21 protein-coding genes and 1 riboswitch are annotated in these 17948 nt (G+C 46.6%); of the genes, 11 read left to right on the forward strand and 10 right to left on the reverse strand.

Going from position 1 to position 17948, the window contains the following annotated elements; all coding sequences use genetic code 11:
* Positions 1-108: 108 nt before the first annotated feature.
* The 3 genes from AB432_RS06200 to AB432_RS06210 form a co-directional block, all read right to left on the reverse strand.
* A complete protein-coding gene (locus tag AB432_RS06200) occupies positions 109-972 on the reverse strand; it encodes a hypothetical protein (protein WP_048031492.1) in 864 nt (287 codons plus the stop codon).
* Positions 973-1190: 218 nt separating this feature from the next.
* Positions 1191-2639, reverse strand: coding sequence for an amino acid permease (locus tag AB432_RS06205; protein ID WP_048035718.1), 1449 nt, complete (start codon positions 2637-2639; stop codon positions 1191-1193).
* Positions 2640-2752: 113 nt separating this feature from the next.
* Positions 2753-2938, reverse strand: a riboswitch (Lysine riboswitch).
* Between the two features lie 84 nt (positions 2939-3022).
* Complete coding sequence (locus AB432_RS06210) at positions 3023-3517, reverse strand: DinB family protein (protein ID WP_048031493.1); 495 nt, start codon at positions 3515-3517, stop codon at positions 3023-3025.
* A gap of 162 nt (positions 3518-3679) precedes the next feature.
* Between AB432_RS06210 and AB432_RS06215 the strand changes: the two genes are divergently transcribed.
* Positions 3680-4237, forward strand: a complete 558-nt coding sequence (locus tag AB432_RS06215) for a CGNR zinc finger domain-containing protein (RefSeq protein ID WP_048031494.1) — start codon at positions 3680-3682, stop codon at positions 4235-4237.
* Positions 4238-4268: 31 nt separating this feature from the next.
* Here AB432_RS06215 and AB432_RS06220 read toward each other — a convergent pair whose 3' ends face one another.
* Positions 4269-5069, reverse strand: coding sequence for an inositol monophosphatase family protein (locus AB432_RS06220; protein ID WP_048035719.1), 801 nt, complete (start codon positions 5067-5069; stop codon positions 4269-4271).
* A 361-nt stretch (positions 5070-5430) separates the two neighbouring features.
* Here AB432_RS06220 and AB432_RS06225 point away from each other — a divergent pair, with 361 nt between their 5' ends.
* Complete coding sequence (locus AB432_RS06225; protein WP_048031495.1) at positions 5431-6183, forward strand: alpha/beta fold hydrolase; 753 nt, start codon at positions 5431-5433, stop codon at positions 6181-6183.
* Here AB432_RS06225 and AB432_RS06230 read toward each other — a convergent pair.
* From AB432_RS06230 to AB432_RS06240, 3 genes are all read right to left on the reverse strand, one after another.
* The gene (locus tag AB432_RS06230; RefSeq protein ID WP_017251977.1) at positions 6161-6559 is read right to left on the reverse strand and encodes a hypothetical protein; all 399 of its coding nucleotides are present in this window, start codon (positions 6557-6559) and stop codon (positions 6161-6163) included. The two genes, AB432_RS06225 and AB432_RS06230, sit on opposite strands and share 23 nt — an antisense overlap.
* Positions 6560-6592: 33 nt before the next feature.
* A complete protein-coding gene (locus AB432_RS06235; protein WP_048031496.1) occupies positions 6593-7117 on the reverse strand; it encodes an ImmA/IrrE family metallo-endopeptidase in 525 nt (174 codons plus the stop codon).
* Positions 7118-7189: 72 nt separating this feature from the next.
* Positions 7190-7636 (reverse strand): helix-turn-helix domain-containing protein, encoded by a 447-nt coding sequence (locus AB432_RS06240; RefSeq protein WP_048031497.1) that lies wholly within the window; start codon positions 7634-7636, stop codon positions 7190-7192.
* Between the two features lie 180 nt (positions 7637-7816).
* Here AB432_RS06240 and AB432_RS06245 point away from each other — a divergent pair, with 180 nt between their 5' ends.
* The 7 genes from AB432_RS06245 (at position 7817) to AB432_RS06275 (ending at position 13464) form a co-directional block, all read left to right on the forward strand.
* Complete coding sequence (locus AB432_RS06245) at positions 7817-8011, forward strand: BhlA/UviB family holin-like peptide (RefSeq protein ID WP_012684855.1); 195 nt, start codon at positions 7817-7819, stop codon at positions 8009-8011.
* Between the two features lie 236 nt (positions 8012-8247).
* Entirely contained in the window at positions 8248-9225 is a 978-nt protein-coding gene (locus tag AB432_RS06250) for a homoserine kinase (RefSeq protein WP_048031498.1), read from the forward strand.
* 94 nt (positions 9226-9319) lie between these two features.
* Positions 9320-10252 carry a hypothetical protein gene (locus AB432_RS06255; protein WP_048031499.1) on the forward strand — a complete coding sequence of 311 codons (933 nt, stop codon included), beginning with the start codon at positions 9320-9322 and terminating at the stop codon, positions 10250-10252.
* A 189-nt stretch (positions 10253-10441) separates the two neighbouring features.
* The gene (locus tag AB432_RS06260) at positions 10442-11608 is read left to right on the forward strand and encodes a dicarboxylate/amino acid:cation symporter (RefSeq protein WP_048031500.1); all 1167 of its coding nucleotides are present in this window, start codon (positions 10442-10444) and stop codon (positions 11606-11608) included.
* 207 nt (positions 11609-11815) lie between these two features.
* A complete protein-coding gene (locus tag AB432_RS06265) occupies positions 11816-12196 on the forward strand; it encodes a hypothetical protein (RefSeq protein ID WP_048031501.1) in 381 nt (126 codons plus the stop codon).
* A 248-nt stretch (positions 12197-12444) separates the two neighbouring features.
* A complete protein-coding gene (locus AB432_RS06270; protein WP_048031502.1) occupies positions 12445-12825 on the forward strand; it encodes a hypothetical protein in 381 nt (126 codons plus the stop codon).
* Positions 12826-13002: 177 nt separating this feature from the next.
* A complete protein-coding gene (locus tag AB432_RS06275; protein WP_048031503.1) occupies positions 13003-13464 on the forward strand; it encodes a hypothetical protein in 462 nt (153 codons plus the stop codon).
* Positions 13465-13562: 98 nt separating this feature from the next.
* Here the strand turns inward: AB432_RS06275 and AB432_RS06280 are convergent, their stop codons facing one another.
* A complete protein-coding gene (locus AB432_RS06280) occupies positions 13563-14000 on the reverse strand; it encodes a Dps family protein (RefSeq protein WP_048031504.1) in 438 nt (145 codons plus the stop codon).
* A gap of 87 nt (positions 14001-14087) precedes the next feature.
* Here AB432_RS06280 and mobA point away from each other — a divergent pair, with 87 nt between their 5' ends.
* Positions 14088-14720, forward strand: a complete 633-nt coding sequence (gene mobA / locus AB432_RS06285; protein ID WP_048031505.1) for a molybdenum cofactor guanylyltransferase — start codon at positions 14088-14090, stop codon at positions 14718-14720.
* 96 nt (positions 14721-14816) lie between these two features.
* Here mobA and AB432_RS06290 read toward each other — a convergent pair whose 3' ends face one another.
* Both AB432_RS06290 and fdhD read right to left on the reverse strand, forming a co-directional pair.
* Positions 14817-15281, reverse strand: a complete 465-nt coding sequence (locus tag AB432_RS06290; RefSeq protein ID WP_162630229.1) for a hypothetical protein — start codon at positions 15279-15281, stop codon at positions 14817-14819.
* Positions 15282-15442: 161 nt separating this feature from the next.
* Positions 15443-16240, reverse strand: a complete 798-nt coding sequence (gene fdhD, locus AB432_RS06295; protein WP_048031507.1) for a formate dehydrogenase accessory sulfurtransferase FdhD — start codon at positions 16238-16240, stop codon at positions 15443-15445.
* Between the two features lie 401 nt (positions 16241-16641).
* Between fdhD and AB432_RS06300 the strand changes: the two genes are divergently transcribed.
* Positions 16642-17916 (forward strand): L-lactate MFS transporter, encoded by a 1275-nt coding sequence (locus tag AB432_RS06300; RefSeq protein ID WP_304412535.1) that lies wholly within the window; start codon positions 16642-16644, stop codon positions 17914-17916.
* Positions 17917-17948 lie beyond the last annotated feature (32 nt).

Here is a 17948-nt window from a genome sequence, read left to right on the forward strand (position 1 = left end):
AGTCCCTTTCCTTAACTGGAAAAGGAAAGAGACTGGTACTACACAAGAAAAAACAGCCCCAGTCCCAGGGAAGTTCGGGCGGAGGCTGTGACGATCATCTTTGTGAAGTTAACTCGTTTTCTTGGCTAGGATCTTCATAAAAGAGGCAAGATTCGTTTGTAGCAATGGTGTGAAGGCAGAAACGGAAGCATTTTCAGCAAGCGTATTCATTTGACGAACAAAGTCAGTAGCGTCCTTTGTATTTACATTCTCAAAACGGTTAGCGATTTTTGTATTTTTTAAATCAGAGAGAAGTGTAGCTTGTTCGTTCCGGTATTGTGCGATCCAGTCTGGACGATGTTGCAGCTTTTTGACGAATTGAATCAGTATGCTTACTTTCTCTGTTTGATTGGTTGTGACCGCTTGCATTTTTTTGTAGGCTTCAGGGTCATACCGCTCCATCAGCTTGGACGGATTAACATAGTCGTTCGGCGCCCCCTGCGGTTTTTGCGGAAGCTCTACGTAGCTGACACTGCCAGTTGCAGGGTCAACCTTTCGTGTTTTGGCAACGCCAGCAAGCAGATGGAGGGTATCCAAAAATTCAGCAGCATTTTTTTCATCAGTCATGTATTGGTCTGCCAAATATTTGCCTTGGGTTAAACCCACTTCTACCAAAGTAGCTCTTTCTTCATCGGTGTAGGTGGATTGGGAGTTGAAAAAATTTCGCTCCAGGATGTGGTCAAAGCCCTTTCGAGCCTCGGGTGGTTTATCTGCGAAAATTTTATCCAAACGCTCATTAATCTCTGTGCTAAAGAAAAATTGGACGCTGTGATGTTCAATGGCATCAGCAGGTAGCTCGCGTGCCTTGTGTGAACGAAGGTCTACAGTATCGGGCTTGGGCAATGCCAAACTAGTTCCTGTCACCATTTTAGGTGCAGTTTGGTTAGTTGGAAGCTGGGGGGATAGGTAGCGGGAATACGATTGGATTTGCATGTTCTACTCTCCTCACATGGATTCATGTTCAGTCGTGATGGCAGGAGATCTGGTTTACCTTTTATCAGGTGACTGGTATGAGTTGTGAGAACGGAAGGAAACGGATCTCAATTGCTTCTTTTCTATACTATCGGCTATTTTAGGGCAGTTTTTAATATGCTGGCAAACACGAAAAAGGACTCCCGTTTAGATAACGGAAGTCCGTAATTTTTCTTCGATTACTTCGTGTATTCATCCATGCTGAAGTCCACTTGTTCTAGAGGGACGAGCTTGGTCTTTTGGGTGACTTTATAAGCGAGCCAAATGATTAAGAAGAGTGGCAGGCCAATGTAAGAGACCAGGACGCCATACCAGTCGATCGTTCCACCCATGAATGCGGAATAGTTTTGCCCCAAAATAACGATACAGCAAATGATGAAGGCAAAAATCGGACCAAACGGGAACCACTTTGCCCGATAAGGCAATTCGCTTAAGTCACGGCCCTGAGCGATAAACGCTTTGCGGAAACGGTAGTGACTAATGGCAATTCCCAGCCAGGCGATGAAGCCTGACATACCGGAAGCATTCAAAAGCCAGACATACACTTCGCCTTCTCCAAACAGAGAGGACAGAAAAGCAAGGGCGCCGATGAGCGCAGTCAAGATCAGGGCATTGATCGGTACGCCGTTACCGGTTACTTTTGCGAACCATTTTGGTGCTTTTCCTTCTTTCGCCAGGTTCCACAGCATGCGTGTAGAGGCGTACATGCCAGAGTTACCAGCAGACAATACTGACGTGAGAATAACGGCATTCATGACGGATGCTGCAAAAGCAAAACCGGCATTTTCAAATACAATCGTAAACGGGCTGATCGCAATATCCGTAAGGTCGCCGCTGATCAGATTTGGATTATCGTATGGAACCAGCAACCCGATGATCAAAATAGCGAGAATGTAGAAGAGCAGGATGCGCCAAAAAATTTGACGGATGGCCTTCGGAATGTTGCGGGCAGGGTCTTCGCTCTCTCCAGCTGCGACACCAACCAGCTCTGTCCCTTGAAAAGAGAATCCGGCAATCATAAAGACACCGAGCAGGGCCATGAAGCCGCCGTTGAATGGCGCGTCGCCTTTGGTGAAGTTTTGGAAGCCGACTGCTTGACCGCCCATAATGCCAAAAATCATCAACACACCCACAATAATAAAGATGATAACCGTTATTACTTTAATCAAGGCGAACCAATATTCAGATTCTCCATAGGCTTTCACAGACAGGAGATTCAAGGCAAACAGCAATCCGAGGAACAAAGCACTCCACAATATCGCTGGGGTATCCGGGAACCAATATTTCATAATGAGTGCGGAAGCTGACAGCTCGACGGCAATGGTAATGGCCCAGTTGTACCAGTAGTTCCAGCCGAGAGCAAAACCGAGAGATGGATCGACGAACCGTGTGGCATACGTCGAAAACGAACCGGAAACAGGCATGAAGGCCGCCATTTCCCCCAAGCTGGTCATTAAAAAGTAAACCATGATACTAATGGCGAGATAGGCGACTAAAGCTCCACCAGGTCCGGCGGAGTGGATCGAGCCTCCACTCGCAAGAAACAATCCCGTCCCAATCGAGCCGCCGATGGCGATCATCGTCAGGTGTCGGGCTTTTAAACCACGTTGCAATTGATTTTGTGACATAAGCTGCTTGCACGACCTTTCTTGATTTTTGAGAAGGAAGGTCGGAAACGAAAAAACCGCCATAGCCAAAAAAATGGCATAGGGCGGTATCATCCAATCCCCACCAAGCCTTCACTGAAGATAGCTCACCACGTTTGCTTGGCATGCAAACGTGACAGTTCTGCCCCTTTCGAGTACAGCCCCAACCCAATCGCACAGAGACGCGATATGAGCTTCGGCGGATTTTCCTTACCTGGAGTCATTGATTTTCTCTGAATCTCGTACAGGATGATATAAAAGCCGCGACCTCTATCCTCACCGTGAAAGATGAGGATAACATGTATGAAATTATGTGATTCATCAACTATAAAGGATTGTTTGTGATTAATCAATGTGAAATTTTGTTATTCAAATGATCGTCTGGCAGGCCAGGAGCCTTGCAGCTTGCGAATTTGGACGATTTGTCCCGTATGAAACGCATCATGCAGGACCAGACTCATCACATTTTGGTAAATGGGCGTATAAGTAGCCATCTGATTTAACTCCTCATCCGTCAGCAAGGAAAGCTTTTCGTGAATGTGGCGGTGGACGCTTTCCATGCGAGCGAGAGTAGCTTGCCAAGCGTCTTCGTCATCGGGACCGCCGGACGGGATGAAGGTATCATCGTTCGTCTCAGCCGATCCAGGAAATTCAGTGCCCATTAGACGATGCAACAGGCGTTCTTTGTAATAAAGAAGGTGGCTGACGTTTTCCCAGATCGTGTTGGCTGCTTCTCCCACAGGGCGCCAGCTCGCCTCGGCTGCTGATACGCCGGAAAGCGCTTCTTTTAAGGGTGGATACCAGTCTTCCTTGTCATACGTACATTCCCATCCGTGCAAAAGCAATTCCTTCCGATTCATACGCTTCCTCCTGTGAAACAGATTGATGAAACGCTATAATAGCAATAAGAAATGAGGTTGTAACCGGTTAATGTTATTACGGTGGTTACGAATAGAGATTACCATATCCTGTATGATCATACAAGAGAGAAAATAAAGGGTTTCGTCAGGAGAGATGATGACATGGACTGGCTTTGTATCGATTTTTTAAATAGTGATTGGCGGGATTGGCGCGGTTCTGGTCGTGGGGAAAATCGCCTGGAGAACCAGGAATGGCTGTCATCCTTTTTGCAAACATACAAGCTAACCGCACCGCTGCCGATGAATGAGGCGTGTGCCGCTTCACTTTTGCAGTTGCGCGAGCGTTTGCGACGTATGCTGGAAGCAGTTGTCCGTGGAGAGCGATTCCAAGAGGAGGACCTAGCGGAATTGAACAGAGCTTTGGCTCTCGCTCCTTTTCATGTGCAGGTGTTGTATGTAGAAGAGGAGGGTAGCTACAGGCAAGAGCAATCCAGCTCAACAGAGGGCTGGCCCCTCGTCATGGCACAAATTGCAGCCTCTTTCGCGGAGTTGCTTGCCCCGCAGCATCTGGAGCGAGTCAAAATATGTGACAACGAGGATTGCTGCTGGGTGTTTTATGATGAAAGCCGCAACCGGGTGCGCCGCTGGTGTGATGACAAAATGTGCGGAAACCTGATGAAGGTGCGCCGTTTTCGCGAACGGAAAAAGGAGAAAGGGTGATGCGCATAGGCTCACCCTTTTTATCTGCTCTTTATGAAGCGGGAGTCAATTGGATCAGCTTAGGGTAGATGGTCGAGCCTGCTGCTACGATGCCTGTGCTTTTCCAGCAAAAATCATTCCCTTGCGTATCCGTAATTGTGCCTCCCGCTTCCTGGACCAAAAGAGCACCAGCCAGCCAATCATACACCCCTTCACCGTATTCCCAGTAACCGTCGAGTCGTCCGCACGCCACATAGGCGAGATGGAGCGAAACCGCGCCTTGCATACGGATGGCAAAAGCTTCTGGCATCACTCGCGTCAAGGAATTCGCTGTATACTTTCCGACCAAGAGGTTCATCGGCTCGGAGGAAGCAAAGAGCGTCCCTAGAATGCACTCACTTAGCTGCGATTTGGATGAGGTACTGATTTTTTGTCCGTTTAAAAAAGCTCCACGCCCGTTAATTGCGGTAAACAGTTCATCACGGCATGGATCATAGACAAAAGAAACAACCGTGCGTCCTCCGTCAATCAGGCAGAGGGAAGTAGCCCACATCGGCATGTTTTGCAGAAAGTGAACCGCTCCATCGATTGCATCCATCACCCAATAAGGACTTGTGAATTCAGGCTTTTCCTGTGCAGCCAGATTGAATTCCGCGTCAGAGAATTCATAGGTGGGGAATCGCTCGGATAATGAGCGCTTCAATCGAGCTTCAACCACGGGATTCACCTCTTCAAAGCGTTTAGTCATTGCTTCCTTGCTGTGGCAGGGCACGCCTTTTTCAAATTCCACTAGCAACTCCTTTCCCGCACTTCTTACCAGTTCCTCGCAAAATTGCACATCCTGTAGATTCATAACAATTCCCATCCCTTCTCTTTTTGGTAAAAATCGAGTAGTTTTTCGTAATGGTCTCCGGACTTTTGTTTTGAGCGCCGTAGGCTTTACTGATCCGCCAAAACTACCCCAGACAGGTCTGCTTCTTCGTGCACGGTCAAGTAGCACCGCGCTTCCAAATCGGATAAACCCATTCGTTTTACGTGCTCAATCATGAGAAAAACCTCCAAACAAATATAAGTGGTATGTTTGAATACTACTATTAAAAAATCAGTTCGTCAACACTGCGAAGATGTCGAGATTCACAATTTATGCACATGAGCAGCGCGTTTGAGACATAATAAGTAGCATCATACATGGGGGCGGAAACGAGGTGGGTAGGATGAGTCAAGCACGTAAAAAATGGTTTCAGGCACTCGTATTGGTGACACTCGGAGCGATTTGTCTGGCTATATGGTATTTGCAGCCATATCAGCCTGATCAGGCAGCGTTAACGGCCATGCAAGGCGGTGAAGGGATTACGGTCATGGATACGAATGACTGGATTATTTTTCAAGGCGGGGAGTCACGCGAACCGGGACTCATCTTGTATCCGGGAGCACTGGTCAAACCGGAGAGCTATGCACCGATTGCCCGTGCCTTGGCAGGCTCTGGCTACCATGTTTTTCTCGCACGAATGCCGCTGAATTTGGCTGTAAGTGATATGACCCGAGCTACACAAGTATTAAAGGCGTACCCGAATAAAACGTTTGTCATCGGAGGACATTCGCTTGGAGGAACGATGGCAGCTCAATTCGCAGCAAACCACTCGGACCGAATCAGTGGTGTATTTTTACTGGGAGCGTATCCGAACAGTCAGGGGAACTTGAAGAAGGGGAATTTGCCTGTGCTGTCTTTGCTCGGTTCTCGCGATGGGGTGATCAATATGGAAAAGTTTATGGAGAGCAAGCAATATTTGCCGGATCGTACTGTGTACATGTCCATAGAAGGGGGGAACCATGCCCAGTTCGGAAGCTATGGATCGCAGGAGGGCGACCAGCCCGCTGCCATTACCCCGCAGGAGCAGTGGCAGCAAACGGTAGCAGCAATCAAGGATTGGCTGCTTAATGAAGTTACGATGATGAACGTGGAATAATACCGGATACAACACCTGTAATGCGAATGTTTTCCGAGGGGAGTAACATGGGGGTGTCTTGCTCGCGTGTGGTTGTAAACAGACACTCCAATGGATTGACGTCTGCAGCGATACGCACAAGGAACTGCCCCTCCTGTCGGATCAATACAGGTCTGTCTTTTACAGGTTCCATCGAAAAGTCTGAGATCAGGAGAGCATCTCCGGGAAAAATACCGAGTCCACGAAGGCCGTCATCTCGCATGATGAGAGCAAAGCGAGCCACGTGATAGCTGGCTACCTGCAAAGAGGGTAACAGAGACAGCTCCTCGTCTTGGTCTAAGGCGAGATCAAAAAAATGAGTCGTGTATGCATCTCCGGCAATAAAGACTCGTTTCATCAGGTATCGCCTCCTACATAATAGCGTTGACAATTACTCATAGACGGGAAAGCCTTTGGCATACAGACGGCTCAGTATGCGCTCAAAACGGGCACGAGCAAGAGGCATCGGCACCTGAAAGCGTTGAGCCATGATAGCCGGAGCGTTGTATCGCGAGCAATCGGCAAGTAGGGGACTCATCATGTAGATGGGAAGCAGCAAATGCTCGGCAAAATGATTCGCTTGCGATTCTTGCCAGTCAATCATCCATTCGCTGCTCTGGGGCTGAATGCCTTCATGAAGGAGTAAATGTCCGAGTTCATGCGCGATTTTAACCCGCTGGGTAGCCAGATCGAGTCGTTCGTCCACCGCAATGACATAACGTCCCGGCAAAAAGGGATGCGCGTGTGCACGACTTCTGCCGCAAATACGATGGATCTCGATGCCGTACGTCTCGCACAGCAAATACAGATCGATTTGTTCGGGCTGGTCGATGCCGTGATGCTGAAGTAACAAGTAAACGCGACTCTCGAGCCATGTTTGCGGTTCGCAGATTTCTTTCAAAAGGGAGTGAAGCATCAAGGACCTCCTAAATGAATGGTAAGGAACGTACGTTCTATTTCTCGCTGAAAAGAAAACCCCGCACTGGGGTTATTTTTTTTTGATGTCTTCCGTGATATCAAACAAAGACGGAGGTCGTTCCTCGCGTACTTTACGGACTTTCCACTGTTTCTTCAAGTCGTACCAGTAGCGGCGAATTTCTTTTTTCTCCTCTTCTGAAGCGTCCAGATACCCGTCTAGGAAATAGTAGTCGTCTGGGTCATCGATCTTTTCCTGCAAGAGCTCGTCCAACGAACGTTGATTTGTCTGCTCAGTTGCGGGGAGAATATAGGCCGTGACTTCATCTGTGCGGCCCAACAACCAATCGGTCGTGACGTCCAGCACATCAGCCAATTGCCGCAGCATGTCATTCGGTGGTGTGCTGTGGTTGTTCTCGTAGTTACTGATCGTCCCCTTGGTCGTGCAGACATGCTCTGCCAACTCTTCCTGGGTCAGACCTTTTGTCTTACGAGCTGTGCGTAAGCGCTGAGATAGCATGAGCGTGCCAGTCCTTCCTGTGAGGATGTACAAAAATATTGTACTAAATGAAAGAGAAAAAGAAAAGTATGGATATTAATTTTGTTTTCAACGAATTATGTACAAGCCTTTTGTACAAAATACAGATAAGGACGATGTAGGAACACACGTTCTATACAGTGACAAAAGGGGAGATCAAACATGGAAGATCAAGTAACAACCGTATTACTTCAGCAAGGGCCATTTGCTGCTTTGTTTGTCTGGTTGTTGTTTTATATTATGAAGGCAAATCGAGAACGCGAGGGGCGTTTACAGGACTTGCTGGACAAATACAGCGACAAATACGATCTGATCCTCGAGGAATTGCGCGAGATCAAGGGAAAAGTGAGAAAATAACTCTTCTTTTTGACATCAAACCTTCTGATGAGCGTGACGAATACAAATCCATTACTTATGTTACCCGATTCCTTGAAGAGCTTATTCAGCAAGGGGGACAAATCGTTGCAGCCTGTACCAGACCTTGATCGGCCTTTAGCCCTTCAAGGTTCTTTTTTACTTGCTGTGTCCTTTTCCCCATTCACACGTCATCCATAATAGCTTACCAATACTTGGCAAAAAGGAGCAGCAAGACTATGCATTTACCCGTCGTCTACTCAACCATCTGTGAAAAAGCATTACAGAAAGTGCTTCAGGAAGCATATCCAACCGAACACATACAATCGGTTCACTACATGCTTCGAGGCATGAACGATACGTACCTCGTGAAGACGATCGATCAAAAACGAATATTCAGGCTGTATCGCAGTGATTGGCGAACAGAGGAAGCAGCAGTCGCGTTCGAGATGGAGCTGTTGCTCCATTTGAACAGACAAGGCGTATCTGTATCTGTGCCAATTGCGGACGGCTCAGGAAAGCATGTCTTGAGACTGCAAGCAGCAGAGGGCAATCGCTTTGGGGCGCTGTTCACTTTTGCCTGTGGCAAGGAGCAGGAGATTGATACCGAGGAACTGAGCGAACGATTCGGCAGAGCCGTTGCCGAACTGCATGTAAAATCAGAAGGCTTTTCCACACAGCAAGCTCGCGAAGTGTGGGACGCCAAGACGCTGATTCATCGCCCGTTAGCCAATATTGAGCCACGTCTACAGCATCGGAAGGAAGATTTTCAATTTCTCCAAAAGCTGGCGATTGAGCTGGAAGCCAAGCTGAACGAGCATATCCGTGCCGGACTCGACTGGGGGATTTGTCACGGAGACCTTCAAGGGAATTTTAATACGAACTTTTCTACGGACAACACCTATACCCACTTTGATTTCGACCTGTGTGGATATGGTTGGCGGGCGTATGATCTGGCTGCTTTCAAGCTGAGCCGAATATTGATCGAAGAAAATGACGAACTGGTGGAGTCACTATGGAATGCTTTCCTAAAAGGATATACCGAGGTTCGTCCCTTATCTGAAAACGATCAGGCTGCGGTGTCGCTTATGACAGGTATTCGCCAATTATGGCTAATGGGGCTGTGCATGCATGATCCTCATATCATGGGTAGCAGCGAATCAGATGATGCTTTCGTGAATGAGAAGATGGAGTTTTTTAAAAAATATTTCGCGTGATCGAGAAGTGTTTTGCAAAGCGTTGTCAGAAAAGCATGCGACCCGAAGTCAATGATAGGTAAGCCATACATTGACGAGAAAGAGGGAGAAAAGCATGTTACCGTACATCGGAAGTGGCCACTACTGCTACGCAAATTCATCATCAATGCTTTTGGAGACAATTGGGGAGAAGGTAGCTCCTGCCGTTCTCGAAGTGCTCTCCGGGGTAGGAGTCGGAGCTACCTGGTATGAGGAGCAGAAAGTGATTTATTTCGGACAAGTGATCCCTGACCGTGGTGTCAGTCATGCGCTAGAGCTGCTTGGTTTTCGTTGGACGGAAAGATCAGGGGATGCGGAGGGCGAGCCACCGTTGGTGGAATTACGGCGCGATTTGGAAAAGGGGCCTGTGTTGCTCGGACCGCTTGATATGGGCTACCTGACGTATAACCCAAATGCTCAGTATTTGGGTGGCGCTGATCATTTTGTTCTTGCGTATGAGATGGATGATCAAGCGATCTATGTGCATGATCCAGCAGGTTTTCCTTTTGTCAGCCTGCCGTTGTCTCAGTTTGTCTTGGCGTGGAAGGCTGAGAAAATTTTTGATGGCCTCTTTTCCTATCATTATTGGACTGCACCAAAGCGTGTAGGCAGTCCGACAGAGGAGGAGCTGGTTGCAAATGCCCTTCGTTTATACAAAGGAATCTATCAGGAAAGCGCAGCGGCGGAACAGAACTCTGCGATCCTATACGGAAAGGAAGCGATCTTGCGTGTAGTGCAGCGGATGGAAGAGGAAGGTGGACTTACGCCAGAGGAATTGGGCCACTTAGCCTATTTTGCTTTCCAGCTAGGGGCGAGGCGAGCGATGGATTTCGCAGGATTTTTCCTGAAGCATGAGCCAGAACTGGCGGTGATCAAAGAGAAGCAGGCGAAGCAATTCGGACGGTGTCACACATTGACCGTAGAAAAGAAGGAGAAAGAGCTCGCGGATGCCATGCGCGTGCTGGCAGATATCGAAGAAGAATTTCGCCAAGTGGTTTGCGCCAAATAATATCGTTCCCCCAAGTGAGTAAGCAACGCTCATTGGGGGTTTTTCTTTAATTTAAAATATTAGTACTTTTTTATGATTCATGACAATCTCATCCCGGATGTGTTACCTTGTTATTCATTAGTCCATGTAAAAGAGACATAGTCCATTCCATGTGGACATTATTTACAACACGTAACGGGGGTTCAAGTCATGAAACAGTTAGGTTTACTACCCAAAATTCTGATCGCCATTGTCCTTGGGATCGGGATCGGCTCCATCTCGCCGATTTGGGTTGTGAAAGGATTGGCTACATTTAGTGGCCTATTTGGAAATTTCCTCGGATTTGCGATTCCGTTGATTATCATTGGATTTATCGCGCCAGGCATTGGTGAGCTGGGCAAAGGGGCAGGGCGTTTGCTTGGGGTAACCACAGGGGTTGCTTACTTGTCTACGATCCTTGCAGGAGCACTCGCTTATTTGGTCAGTACGAGTATTTTTCCACACATTCTTGAGGTAGGTGGACTGGTGAATCAGTATGCCAATCCGGAGGAAGCACTGGTAAAGCCGTTCTTTACTGTGGACATGCCGCCGATTGTAGGTGTGATGACAGCATTGTTGCTCGCCTTCACCCTTGGTCTTGGAGCGACTGTCATCAAGGGGAGCGCCCTGCAAAAGGTGATGGTAGACTTGAGAGATATCGTAGAGAAGCTGATCGCTTCCGTCATTATCCCGTTGCTTCCATTACATATCCTGTCTGTATTTTCCAACCTGACCTATGGTGGACAGGTCACGATGATTTTGTCCGTGTTTGTTAAAGTTTTCGTTATGATTATTGTCTTGCATCTATTCTATCTGCTCGTGCAGTACTTGATAGCGGGCCAGATGGGACGCAAAAACCCATTCACGCTGCTGAAAAATATGCTTCCCGCTTACTTCACAGCGATTGGAACACAATCATCGGCAGCCACCATTCCTGTGACACTGAGCCAGACCAAGAAAAACGGTGTGAGCGAAAAGATCGCGGATTTCGTCGTTCCACTCTGTGCGACGATTCATCTTTCCGGAAGCACGATTACGCTTGTCAGCTGTTCCATGGCAGTCATGATGCTAAATGACATGACGACATCCTTTGGCGTGATGTTTCCGTTCATCTTGATGCTGGGCGTAACGATGATCGCTGCACCAGGTGTGCCGGGCGGAGCAGTCATGGCGGCACTCGGATTGATGGAGTCGATGCTCGGATTTACTACCACGTTGACTTCGTTGATGATTGCGCTGTACATCGCTCAAGATAGCTTCGGTACCGCTTGTAACGTAACCGGTGATGGTGCGATTGCGGTGATTACGGATCGATTGAGTGAAGAGAAAGCAGCTTGATGATGTAATAGAAATACGTAGGGGAACGAGACCTGTCCATTTTTGGATGGGTCTTTTTTGGTGGATTCTGTTGGTTATGCTATACCTCGACAAATTTTTATGAGAGTCCACACAAAACAACAAATATAGGCAAAAAGCATTATGTTTTGACAAAAATTGAATAAAATGGTATATTCCAATTATTCCATAATATAGGAGGCGATCATCGTGAAAAAAATCTTGCTCGCATTGACACTAGTATTTGCACTATCCTCATCCGCATTTGCTGCGAATACGGAAACAGAGCCTAACGATACTATTGCAACAGCGGATACTTTAGAGGTTAACTCCTCTATCTCAGGGAAAGCAGATAACAGCGATGTAGATATTTTTGTTTTTGTAGCAAACCAAACCGGAAAAATGAAAACGAACCTTACCAATAAGAACCAATCAGTAGTTCCGTACGTTGTATTGGCTTCAGACAAAACTACCAGCCTTGCAGAGAGTTCCGGTGAAGCAGAATTTGAAGTTGTTGCTGGTGAAACATACTACATAAAACTCATTTCTTTTGGAAAATCCGATTACACACTCTCATTGAACAATCTGTAATTAGCCTTTAAAAAACGCAGATAGCTTTTTACGAAAGCAGGTTACAGCTTTGTAAAAAGCTATCTTTTTATTTTGGAACGCATGGGGACAACTTGGAAGCTTCTTAAAGCACTGAGTGGCTATACCTCGACAAAATTTTTATGAGAGTCTACATAAAACAACAAATATAGGCAAAAAGCATTATGTTTTGACAAATATTGAATAAAATGGTATATTCCAATTATTCCATAATATAGGAGGCAATCATCGTGAAAAAAATCTTACTCGCATTGACACTAGTATTTGCACTATCCTCATCTGCACTTGCTGCGAATACAGAAACAGAGCCTAACGATACTATTGCAACAGCGGATACTTTAGAGGTTAACTCCTCTATCTCAGGGCAAGCGGGAAACAGTGATTTTGATCATTTTGTTTTTGTAGCAAACCAAACCGGAAAAATGAGTACGAGCCTTACGAATAAGGAAGCATCAGCTGTTCCATACGTTGTAATGACTTCAGACACAAATACCACTCTTGCAATGAGTTCTGGTGAAGCAGAATTCGATGTAGTTGCTGGTGAAACATACTATATAAGACTCTGGTCTATTGGAAAGTCTGATTACACTCTCTCATTGAACAATCTGTAAATAACCTTAAAAAACGCAGATAGCTTTTTACGAAAGCAGATTACGGCTTTGTAAAAAGCTATTTTTAGTTGCTAAATTGGGCACTTCAATTTCCCATTTCCAACTAGTGAGAATTATATTATCATTGGGTATAATTTCATCATTCTACTTTTTGCGAAAAGGGGAATACATAACGCAATGTTTAACGAACGGAAAGCGTTACAAATGACATTGCAGGCCATGCTAGAGCAGCGTATGGCACTGCGTCGACAGTATGTCGATCAGGACAAGCAGTTGGGAGCTGACATCAAGCAGCTTTTGAGCCGCATTCGCGAGTTGGATAACGAAGCCGGGATCGGAGACGATGAAAGCTCAGAAGATACAGCTATGTCGACAGAGGAATTTTCCGATGATCTGATGAAGCGTATGAAGGTGAGAAAGGCGCACATCCGTCACGATTATTTGGAAGTTGCAAAGCACATCGAAAACCTGTTGAGGGAAGCGATGTCTCCGATGTCATTGGCTGATCTCTGTTCCGTGTTGAAAGCACGGCACCAGGTAGAGTTTGCGAGTCCCTACATAGGTGTACAGAAGTCATTAAAGTATCTACCCCAAGTAAAAGTAGAAAAGGACGGGCGGAAACTGATTTTTTCACTCTAGGCAACCAGGGGGAGATAGGCAGTTTCACGGGAGACAAGACCCAAAAAAGGCGATGTGTCTATGCACAATCGCCTTTTGGTGTCTATTGATTTACTTGCTTATTGCAAGAAGGATTTGAGCATCCAAATGTGTTTTTCCAGGCTGCTGCGGATTCCCAACAGCATATCGGCTGTCGCTTCATCGTCGGCTTGGTCCGCCGTTTCCATAGCCAGCTTCAGCTCGTCTACGAGAATGGAGAAGTCTCTCGCGATCGTTTCTACCATTTGCTCGGCTGTTTCGCTTCCTTCTGCTTCGGTGATGCTCGCTGTGTTCAGACATGCAGCCAAAGTCGCTACAGGCTTTCCACCGATGGAGAGGACACGTTCAGCAAGGGAATCAAGATTCGCTGCTGCTTCGTTGTACAATTCCTCAAATTTTGCGTGGAGCGTAAAGAAGTGAGGTCCTTTTACATTCCAGTGAAAATTGTGTAGTTTCGTATAGAGGACTGTCCAGTTCGCCACTTGTTTATTTAATGCGCTATAGAGTGTGTTTTCCATCGAGAATCTCTCCTTGTTTATAATAATTCTTTTGTTAAACTTATTATAAATTAATAAGGAGTATTGTCAACACCCGGGAGGAAATTTATGCAGCAGTTGCGTATCGGTGCGGTTATTTTAGCTGGCGGGAAAAGCAGCAGAATGGGCTCGCCAAAGCAAAACTTACCGTGGAGGGACGGAACCTTTTTAACAGAGCTTGTAAAAGAAATACAGGCGGTTGGCTTGTCTTGTTTCATTGTAGCGAACGATTTTTCGGACACTCAAGTGACACAAAAGGAACAAATTGATGAACAGCCCGTCATAATTACACCAGACCTGGTACCATCCTGCGGTCCTGTAAGTGGACTGGTTACTGCCTTCCGCGTAAGTTCCGAGGATGCTTTGCTGGTGCTATCCTGTGACCTTCCTTTTATGGATCGTGGGCAAATCGCCAGACTCATTGAATTTGCGAGAGAGAGAACCGATTGGGACGTGATTGTCGCCCAATCAGAGGGACGAATCCATCCATTATGTGCTGTGTACCATCGGAGAACGCAGCCTAATTGGGAGCAGGCGTTGTTGCATGGACAGCGAAAACTAATGCGGACATTAGATGAACTGCGCGTGGTGCCCATGCCTGATGAATGGTTGGACCCTTGGGCTGCTTTTAATGTCAACACGCCGGAAGAGTACGAACAGGCTAAACTTGAAGAAAAACGCAGAAAGACAGGACATGCTTAAGGTATGTCCTGTTTTTTGTTTGGAAAAAAGGGGCTTTTCATAGAGGGCTATCATACAAGCGTTTCTCTGGACAAACCGTATGAATAGTAGTGATGGCTAACGAAAGGAGGGAGCGCAATGACAAGAAAGTGCAAAAAACAGGGTAAACACTACGGTCACCACTGTTGCAGCAAAAAGCACGACAACTATTACGACCACCACTGTTGCAGCAAAAAGCACGACAAGTATTACGACCACCACTGCTGTGGCAAAAAACACGACAAGTATTACGACCACCACTGCTGCTGCAAGAAACACGACGATTACTATGAGCCTCACTGCTGCTGCAAAAAACAGAGTCATTACGATGAGCCGCATTGCTGCTGCAAAAAGCATGAACATTGCCACGATCACTGCTGTTGTTGCAAGCGCCATGATTGCAAATGCTTTAAAAAACATGACCACCACTGTTGCAAGAAGCATGAGATAGATGATGAAGACGAAGAAGAGGACGACGACGAAGACAAAGACAAAGATGAAGAAGATGACGAGGACGAAGATGATGACGATCACTGCAAGCATCACAAAAAGAAGCATTGCTGCTGCAAATAAAAAATTCCCACGTACAAAGAACAAAAAACCGAGAGGCTATCTCAGGCTTTGAGATTACCAGATGAGAAAAACATAAAAAAAGCGGGAAGGCTCTGAGCTTGTCCCGCTTTTGATTGAATCCGAATCCTCCTTTAAGGTAGGAGGATTCTCTTTGCTTGTGTATACACGTTCATTTTGTCATTGCGGATAAATCCGACTGCGGTGAGCTTCAGTTCATCTGCCAATTGCAGGGCGAGATCAGTTGGAGCGGACTTGGACAAAATGATGCCAGCGCCAATTTTGGCAGCCTTGAGCAGCACTTCAGATGAGATGCGTCCACTGAATACAAGAATTTTGTCCGTGGTGGAAATGTTATCTCGCAAGCATTTCCCGTAGATCTTGTCGAGAGCATTGTGACGTCCGATGTCGGAGTACTGAAGCAAAATTTCATCCGGTGTACAGAGGGCTGCATTGTGGACGCCACCTGTTTGGCGGTGGATATCAGACGACGCTTGCAATTCTTTCATCAGGCGCATGCATTGAGCGGGAGTGACAGTTGTTGTGCTTTCAACGGGCTTTGCTGTGCGCGCATCGCTAAAAAAGTAAAAGGATTGTCTGCTTTTTCCGCAGCAGGAAGTAATTCTGCGTTTGGAGTAAAAGCTCTGCGACAAAATCGTTTCTTTATGTAAATCAACGTAAGCAAACCCTTGGGCCTCATTAAGCGTAAGCTGTTTGATTTCCGAGTAGCTCTTGATGACACCCTCGGCTGCGAGAAACCCAATGACCATTTCTTCCAGGTCGGCTGGAGTACATACGATTGTAGCGAATTCCTCATCATTAAGGAAAATCGTGAGGGGGTATTCGGTAACGATTTCGTCGTCTTCCCAGCCATGTTGGTCAGCCGTAATTTTCAACACGGGCAATCGGGTGGTGATGGTTAGTTCGGACATACGGGCCTCCTTTTTGTCGAATTCATGAAGGTTTCATGGCTATTTTGTGAGGAAAATATTGTCGAGTGAACGCTTACATGGTAGTATACTATGTGAGATGAAAAGTGTCATAAAATTTTCGTCTTTTCATGTATTCATAGCGTAAGGACAGATTGACACGGAGCAGCGACCCTGCCACCGATTATTTTGTAGCCTTGCAGCGAATTACATAGTGAACACAATGCTTGTTGATGCTGATGTAGCGTTCCTGCTGATGATTAACTGCTGTGTTTCATCGTAGCCCTCGTTTCCATTTGTGGAGACCTGGGTGAGTCGGTGAAATCAGCAGTTTTTCTTTTTTTCGAGAAGGCTGCTGATGGATCCACAGCATGCTAGAGACCATTGCGAAGGAGATGAATGATTTGGAACAAAAAGTGAAAAACCGCTGGCTCATTGCGTTGGCTGCGGTAGGCATCCACATCTCGATTGGATCGGTATACGCATGGAGTGTATTCACCAAGCCAATTACCGAGCAGTTCGGCTGGGACTTGCCAGACGTTCAATTTACGTTTAGTATTGCGATCTTGTTCTTGGGGCTGTCTGCTGCCTTCCTCGGTCATTATGTAGAAAAGCATGGCCCACGCAAAGCTGGCATTCTCGCATCTATCTTTTTTGGAGTAGGAACTGTCGGGGCTGGCTTGGCGATTCAATTGAGCAGTTTGCCTCTCTTGTACTTGTGTTATGGGGTACTTGGCGGTATTGGTCTTGGTGTAGGGTATATTACGCCCGTATCGACGTTGGTCAAATGGTTTCCGGATCGCCGAGGTTTAGCAACAGGTCTTGCGATTATGGGCTTCGGCTTTGCTTCCATGATTGCCAGTCCAATTATGAACGCCTTGATTGCAAATGTAGGAATTGCGAACACCTTTTATATTTTGGGCATTATTTATTTCGTTGTAATGTTGGCCTCGGCTCAATATTTGGCTCCACCTCCAAAAGGTTGGGTACCGGCTGGATTTTCCGCTGAGGGAACAGCTGGCAGCAAGCAAATCAAAAAGGATTTGTGCCAATTAACTGCCAACGAAGCGATCAAGACACGCCGTTTTTACTGGCTGTGGTTGATGCTTTTTATCAACGTGACATGTGGAATCGCCGTTATTTCGGTAGCATCGCCGATGGCGCAAGAAATGGTGGGCATGTCTGTCGGAACAGCAGCTCTGATGGTAGGGCTAAACGGTTTGTTCAACGGTGGTGGACGAATCGGATGGGCGTCTCTGTCTGATTTCATTGGACGACCAAATACGTACACAGCTTTCTTTGCCATCCAAATGGTATTGTTCTTCCTGTTACCGAATATGTCCAATCCAATCCTGTTCATGGTCGCGATGTTTATCATTATGACCTGTTACGGTGGTGGCTTTGCATCCATTCCGGCTTACATTGGTGACTTGTTTGGAACGAAGCAATTGGGCGCGATTCACGGCTACATTTTGACGGCATGGGCTGCTGCCGGCTTGGCAGGACCGATCTTTGCAGCATGGGTTCGCAAGACGACAGATAGCTATACCGGAACCATGAGTGTTTTCGCAGGGATGTTCGTTGTCGCTCTCGTGATCTCGCTATTAGTCCGCCTGGATATCAAAAAACTAAAGGAAGAAGCCAAACAAAGAGAAAAGTCTGTTGAATTGGCTAGTTAATCAATGGTAAAGTTTAAGTAGAGAATGATTTG

It is taken from the genome of Brevibacillus brevis (genome assembly GCF_001039275.2).
Classification (GTDB): domain Bacteria; phylum Bacillota; class Bacilli; order Brevibacillales; family Brevibacillaceae; genus Brevibacillus; species Brevibacillus brevis_C.